Origin of the sequence: Streptomyces azureus (genome assembly GCF_001270025.1) — a bacterium.
Lineage (GTDB): Bacteria > Actinomycetota > Actinomycetes > Streptomycetales > Streptomycetaceae > Streptomyces > Streptomyces azureus.
On sequence record NZ_DF968509.1, the window covers coordinates 1 to 400 of the forward strand.

Annotated in this window: 1 protein-coding gene; it reads left to right on the plus strand. The window is 67.8% G+C overall.

The annotated features are described in order from the left end of the window. Positions 1-170: 170 nt before the first annotated feature. Positions 171-400 (plus strand): SH3 domain-containing protein (locus tag AOQ53_RS42430; protein ID WP_099054776.1); only part of this gene is annotated, 230 nt, incomplete at its 3' end.

Sequence of the window (400 nt, forward strand, 5' to 3'; positions counted from 1 at the left end):
ACCGGGGACGACGGTGAGCGGCCCGTACGGCACGTCGAACATCTGGGACAACATCGACAACGGCGAGTACGTCTCCGACTCCTACGTGAACACCGGCAGCGACGGCTACATCCGCCCGCGCTGCTCCTGAGTCCACCACCGCAAGCAGCACCACGACCAAGGGGATATTCATGACTTCCCGCAAACGCAGATCCCTCCTGCTCGCAGGCGCCGCAGGAGCCTTTCTCATGGTGACGGCCCCGACGGCCGAGGCGGTGACCTACTACCCGGTCGCGCCGGGCCACCGCGTCAACGTCCGCAGCGGGCCCGGTACGAGCTACCCCATCGTGAGGGTCCTGCCCGAGGGGGCCAGGGTGGCGATCTTCTGCCAGACACCGGGGACGACGGTGAGCGGCCCGTA